Genomic DNA, 6,367 nt, shown 5'->3' with positions numbered 1-6,367 from the left:
TCCTTGGCCAGATACAAACGCAGCAGCTCGCAGATGTTCTGGTCATCGTCCACGATCAAAATTTTCTGGTTGGGCATATTCTCCCGCTCCTTTTTCTTTTATCAGGCCGCAGGGATACCCCCGCGGCCCGGATTTTTTCAGCTTATTATATTTATTATACAATAGAAATGTGGACAAAAAAAGAACACCAGCAGCCCCTGAGGGCGTTCTCCGGTGTTCTTTTGTTTTTTAATCGGTGCGCATCGCAAACTGGTGGGGTGTTGTGCCCGTGTATTGCTTGAACACCTGGATAAAGGTATTGGCGCTGCTGAAGCCAACATCCAGCGCCAGCTCCCCCACCTTGGTGTCCGGATTCTGCCGCAGGATCTGTTTCGCCTGTTCGATCCGGTACTCATTGAGCACCTTTTTAAAGGTCTGACCGGTCTGCTTTTTGAACAGCGCACTGCAGTATTTGGGCGAAACGTTCAGGTTTTCCGCCATGTCGTCCAGCGAGATATCCTTCCGGTAATTCTGCTGGATGTACTCCAGCATATGCTTGCCCATATCCTGCTTCAGGTCCGCGTCACGGCTGGAGGTGTTGCGCACAATGCGGGCAAACGTCATGCGGATCTTCTGCAGCAGCTGCTCCGTATCCTTGCAGTCCAGCAGCTCGTTGATGGGCGGATAATCGTTTGTCTCCTCCAGCTGCAGCTCCTGATAGATCCGGTTGATCGTGGATACCAGCGCAAAGGCAAAGCTCTTTTTGTTTTCGTTGGACAGGATCTTGCTTACCAGGTTTTCGTGCATTACCTCTTCCAGCATTACCAGCGCGCCCTCTTTTCCGGAAAGGGTCATCTGGACCAAACTTGTTTCAATTTTCAACGGGTAATAATACCCTTTATAATAGATTTTGGCAACATCCTCCGCGGCAATGAACATCTGGTTGGGAAGATTATGCCGGTATTCCATCAGATGGTTGCACTGCTCCATCAGCATGTGCAGGTTTTTCAGGCCCTTTGCCGGGCTGCTCAGGGCCACTCGCAGCTGAACCTGCAGCGAGATGCCCGTTTTCGCAAACAGCTCCTGAATCCGTTGCACCGCTTTTTTGGTGTCATCGCAATGGAACACCATCGCAAACCCGGCATCGCCCATATTTAAATAGTATTGATCGCAGGACAGACGCATCTGGGCTCTCAGCGCTCTTTTGGCATCCTCAAAAACATCGCTCGCCAGGTTTTCCTCCGCCTGCTCCGCCAGCGCCACCACGAACACCGTATTCCCCAGCTGAAGGGCCAGCTCCTCTTCCTGGAAATTATCATCCAGCAGAGCGTTTTTGATGGTCTGCTCCACCAGCTTCTGCTGGCTGTGGCTCAGGGAGGCATCCAGCTGGTGGGCCTTCTGCGAGATCTGCGAGGTCCGTTTCCAGATGTAATCGAACTCATTCACATCCTCTTCCAGGCTGCCTCCCATCCGTGTCAGCAGCTCCTCCACCGGCGCATACAGATGGCGATACAGCCTTTTCGCCAGCAGCACACTGCCCGCGATCAGCACGATCAGCGGGAGCAGGTGCACAAAGGTCTGCCCCACTCCCCCGGACAGCCAGGGCGGATAGCTCGCAAAAAATGTCCAGCCGATCTCGGAAAACTGCGCCCCGATGATATTCTGGCCATCCACCTTGAAGCCCAGGGGCGCCAGCGTTGACGGCAGCGTGAAATCATGCTCCTCAATCTGCTCCTTCATCTGCTGGTAGACCTGCAGATCATCGTTTTTCCCCACCAGCACCGTATCCTGCGAGCAGATCATCCAGTCAGAGCAGGGCAGATCCCCGAAGGTCTCTTTAAAATTCCGCTGATCGATGGACAGCACAAACAGTAGATCGCCATTTATATAATTTTGCAGGGTAAGATAGTTGATCATGCCGCAGGTTGCCGGGTCACCAACCTGCAGAAGGTCATGCCCGTAGGCCTGCTTTTTGAGCTTGTCGTAGATCCGCCGGATCTCCTTCTCCTCGGTTCCGATCATCTGGGCAAACCGCTCCAGAGACTCGCTGTGCGTGGGCATGACCACCAGATCGTTTTCCTCGCTGATATAAACCGCCGAGATCGTGTAATAATTCAGCCGGCCGGAGATCAGCATGCTCTCCGCAATCTGCTTTTGCGCGGCAATCGCATTGAAATACATATCCTGCTGGTTCTTGCTTTCCCCAAATTTTTGCAGCTCCGGGGTATTCTGCAGATGGGAGAACATGGTGAACACGGTGAGCAGCTCGGTGTTCACCGTGTCGAATCTGGAGGAGGTGTATTCCAGGATGATATCCTTCTGATTGCCGGTTTCTTTGATGGTCAAAGCAAAGAAATACATCAGGCTGAACAGCAACAGTGCCACTGAAAAAACGCCAATAAAAGCCATACTCAGGGTATACTTGTATGGATGCTTTTCCACCGTCATCTTCTCCCTTTTTCTTTTTTTCGCACATGCTCTGCTTTTATTTATCGAACATTATAACAAAAAACATTCCAGGACACAAACACGCCGGCGACACAGCCCCGACCCCCGCCATCCGGTTATATTTACTTTTCCATACGGGCATTCGGAAAACCCGATATTTTTCACCGGAAAGTCAGTCATAACAAATAAAACCACCCCCTCCGGGTTGTACACAACAACCAAAAAATGAAATTTCTATGTAATTTTTTCAATAATTCGTTCAAAAACATCGAGATTTACATTCAAATCCGCACTCTTTATAATCAAACCTGTCAGGCGGGGTTCCTCGATGAACTTCACAGCCAAAACACGTTTGAAAGGGTGACTCACTTTTGAAATCCGCAACCGTTGCCGCACGTTCTGCCGCCGCTAAAAACAAGCCCGCCGGCGGAACAGAGCGCCCACTGAACAAGGCGAGTTTCAGATCACGCTTTATAAAAGACTGGGATCTGTATCTCCTTCTTCTTCCGGGCCTGATCTGGTTTATCCTGTTCGCCTATGTGCCGATGGGAGGCCTTGCCATTGCATTTCAGGACTACAACCCGTGGAAAGGCATGTCCGGCAGTGAATGGGTCGGTCTTCAGAACTTTATCGAATTCATCTCCGACGATGTATTCCTGCGCACCATCAAAAACACGCTGATGCTCAGCCTGTTCAACATTCTGTTCTGTTTCCCGGCGCCCATCATCCTTGCCATTCTGCTCACGGAAATGAAGAACAAGACCCTGAGCAAGATCACACAGACCGTCACCTTCGTTCCCTATTTCATTTCTCTGGTGGTTGTGTGCGGCATGGTGATCAGCTTCCTGTCCCCCAGCACCGGCCTTGTGAACGTTATCCTGCGCAACCTTGGCTTTGAAGAGCATTATTTCATGGTGGACCCCGACGCGTTCCGCCCCATCTACACGCTTATGATGATGTGGCGTGAAACCGGCTTCAACGCGATCGTATACATCGCCGCGCTGATGGGCATCGACCGCCAGCTGTACGAGGCCGCAAAGGTGGACGGCGCTTCCAAATGGCAGCAGATCCGTTATGTCACCATCCCCGGTCTGATGCCCACCATCGTCATCATGTTCATCCTGCACATCGGCAAACTGGTAAAGGTGAGCTACGAGGCAGTCCTCCTGCTTTATCAGCCCGCCACCTACCAGACCGCAGACGTGATCGGCACCTATGTATACCGTACCGGTCTGCTGCAGCAGGACTTCGGCCTGGCTACCGCCGCCGGCTTGTTCGAATCTCTGATTGCTCTGATCCTGGTCGTTATCTCCAACCGGATCAGCAAAAAGGTTTCCGACAGCGCACTTTGGTAAGGAGGAAATTTCGAAAATGAAACACAAGAAAAATCACATTGCCCGCACAAAGGGCGAGCTTTCCTACGAAATTTTTTCCACAATCCTCTGCGTGCTGATCATCGTGCTTTCGCTTTATCCCATTTATTACATCCTGATCTGCTCGCTGAGCAATCCCTTCGCCGTACAGTCCGGCGAGGTCATGTTCACCATCAAGGGCTTCACGCTGGAAAGCTTCAAGGCCGCCTGCAAAACCCCCGGCCTGTGGCGCGCTTACGGCAACACCATTTTCTATACCGTATTCGGTGTTGTGTTCAACATGTTCTTCACCGCGACCATGGCATACGCGCTGTCCAAAAAGCGCCTGATCGCCCGGAAGTTTTTCACCCTGCTTGTGGCCTTCACCCTCTGGTTTCAGGCCGGCATGATCCCCCTGTACCTCACGCTGCGCAACTACAACATGCTGGACAAACGGATCACCATTCTTCTGGCCTTTGCCATCAACGCCTACAACCTGATTATTCTGCGCAGCTTCTTTGAACAGCTGCCGGATTCTCTGGAGGAGGCCGCCTTCATCGACGGCGCAAGCAACATCCGCATTTTCTGGTCCATCTATCTGCCCCTTTCCAAGCCGGCCCTGGTCACCGTGGGTACCTTCTATGCGGTGTCCCGCTGGAACAACTACTTCTGGGCCATGAATATCCTGACCGACGACAAAAAGCTCCCCCTGCAGGTCATGCTGAAAAAGCTGCTGGTGGACCGGGTCGCCGGTGCCGAGGAGGCAGCCATCGTCACCGCTTCCTCCGCCACCAGCCCCGACACCATCATCTACGCCATCATCATTCTTGCAGTGATCCCCATGCTGGTTGCCTACCCGTATCTGCAGCGCTACTTCAAATCCGGTGCCACGCTGGGCGCTGTAAAGGGCTGACCGACGTACTTTCAGGAAGCTTATCCTGATTTTATACATCCACGCGAATTATAAGGAGGATACCATGAAAAAAGCATTGTCTGTTCTTTCCATCGGGCTGGCAGCCGTGCTGGCCTTTACCGGATGCGGCGGAGCCGCCGCATCCGGAGCCGCCGGGTCCGGCTCTGCATCCGCCAGCTCGGACAGCCCCTACCTGTGCTCTTCCGAGCCCGTCACCTTCACCTTCTTCAACATCTTCGACAACATCACCTTCAACCCGGAGTGGCAGGTGTTCCAGGAAGCTGCCAAGATGACCAACGTGACCCTGGAGAGCAGCGTCTCCCAGAGCAGCTCGGACGAGACCACCGCGTTCAACCTGATGCTTTCCTCCGGCAAGCTGGCGGATATCATCAGCTACAAGCAGATGTCTGACCTGGAGAAGCTGGGCCATGACGGCGGCCTGATTCCCCTGAACGATCTGATCGACGAGCATGCTCCGCATCTGAAAAAGGTTCTGGAGGAAAACGAGGAATTCCGCAAAATCGCCACCTCCGAGGACGGAAACATCTACGTCATTCCCAAGCTCCAGACCATCACCGTTGCCGAGGGCGACTTCATCCGTATGGACTGGCTGGAAAAGCTGGGTCTTGAGGTTCCCAACACCGTGGATGAGCTGTACACCGTGCTGAAGGCCTTCCGTGAGCAGGACCCCAACGGAAACGGCCAGAAGGACGAGATCCCCTTCTTCAGCCGCCAGGGCACCAAGAGTTTCAACGACGTGCTGAACCTGTGGGACGCTCACGAGGATTTCTATGTGCGCGACGGCAAGATCACCTTCGGCCCCATGGAGGAGGAGTTCAAGCTGGCCATTGAGAATGCCATCAAGTGGTACTCCGAAGACCTGATCGACCCGGAATGGTTCACCCGCGGCTCCAACGCCCGCGACATCCTGCTGGGCGCTAACCAGGGCGGCTACTGCAACGACTGGTTCAGCAGCAACGCAGAATACAACGACAAGCTGGCCGACACCATCCCCGGCTTCTCCTTCCTGCCCATTGCTCCCGTGGAAAACCAGAAAGGCCAGCGCATCGCTCATACCAGCCGCGTCGGCAACCCCGGCTGGGGCATCTCCTCTCAGTGCAAGGACCCCGTGGCAGCGATCAAGTATTTCGACTTCTGGTTCACCGATGCGGGCAACGATCTGATCAACTACGGCATTGAAGGCGTTACCTACACCCGCGACGAGAACGGCAACATCCAGTACACCGATGCCATCATGAAAACCGACAAGACCGCTCTTTCCGAGCTGCGCAACTACGGCGTTCAGTACCGGATCGGCATGATCCAGGATTACGCCTACGAAGAGGCCTGGAGCAACGACATCGCCAAGGAAGGCAACAAGATGTATGAGGAAGCCGGCTATGTATATACTCCCATTCCTCAGCTGAACGGCGAGCTTGCTCTGAAATACACCACCGAAGAGGATGCTGAATACAGCAAGATCATGGCCAGCGTTACCCCCTATGTGACCGAGATGATCCAGAAGTGGGTTCTGGGCTCTGAGGATTTTGCAAGCAGCTACGACGGATTCATCGCTTCTCTGAAGGATAAGGGCATCGAGCGTGCCATCGAAATCAACCAGACCGCCTATGACCGCTATATGGCAAGCTGATTTTTAAAACAAACCAAAGGCGGG

General features: G+C 53.4%; 5 protein-coding genes. 4 read left to right on the top strand and 1 reads right to left on the bottom strand.

Translation table 11 applies throughout. The annotated features are described in order from the left end of the window. Positions 1-281, top strand: a 281-nt coding sequence (locus tag J7G73_RS03760) for a hypothetical protein (RefSeq protein ID WP_291245284.1), incomplete at its 5' end; no start/stop codon positions are given. Here the strand turns inward: J7G73_RS03760 and J7G73_RS03755 are convergent. Further along, positions 229-2,364: a response regulator transcription factor gene (locus tag J7G73_RS03755; protein WP_291245283.1), complete on the bottom strand. Its 2,136-nt coding sequence runs from the start codon at positions 2,362-2,364 to the stop codon at positions 229-231. The genes J7G73_RS03760 and J7G73_RS03755 overlap by 53 nt on opposite strands. A gap of 656 nt (positions 2,365-3,020) precedes the next feature. On the opposite strand from J7G73_RS03755, the gene J7G73_RS03750 reads away from it, so the two are divergent. The 3 genes from J7G73_RS03750 to J7G73_RS03740 all read left to right on the top strand — a co-directional run bounded on the left by J7G73_RS03750 (position 3,021) and on the right by J7G73_RS03740 (position 6,343). Next, entirely contained in the window at positions 3,021-3,782 is a 762-nt protein-coding gene (locus J7G73_RS03750) for a sugar ABC transporter permease (RefSeq protein ID WP_247643386.1), read from the top strand. Between the two features lie 16 nt (positions 3,783-3,798). Further along, complete coding sequence (locus J7G73_RS03745) at positions 3,799-4,692, top strand: carbohydrate ABC transporter permease (protein WP_087293147.1); 894 nt, start codon at positions 3,799-3,801, stop codon at positions 4,690-4,692. A gap of 64 nt (positions 4,693-4,756) precedes the next feature. Further along, on the top strand, positions 4,757-6,343 hold the full coding sequence (locus tag J7G73_RS03740; RefSeq protein ID WP_291245282.1) for an extracellular solute-binding protein: 1,587 nt from the start codon (positions 4,757-4,759) through the stop codon (positions 6,341-6,343). Positions 6,344-6,367 lie beyond the last annotated feature (24 nt).

The organism is Allofournierella sp., assembly GCF_017889395.1.
GTDB lineage: Bacteria > Bacillota > Clostridia > Oscillospirales > Ruminococcaceae > Allofournierella.
Note: the sequence above shows the minus strand (reverse complement) of the source record. Positions and strands in the feature narration are given on the sequence as shown.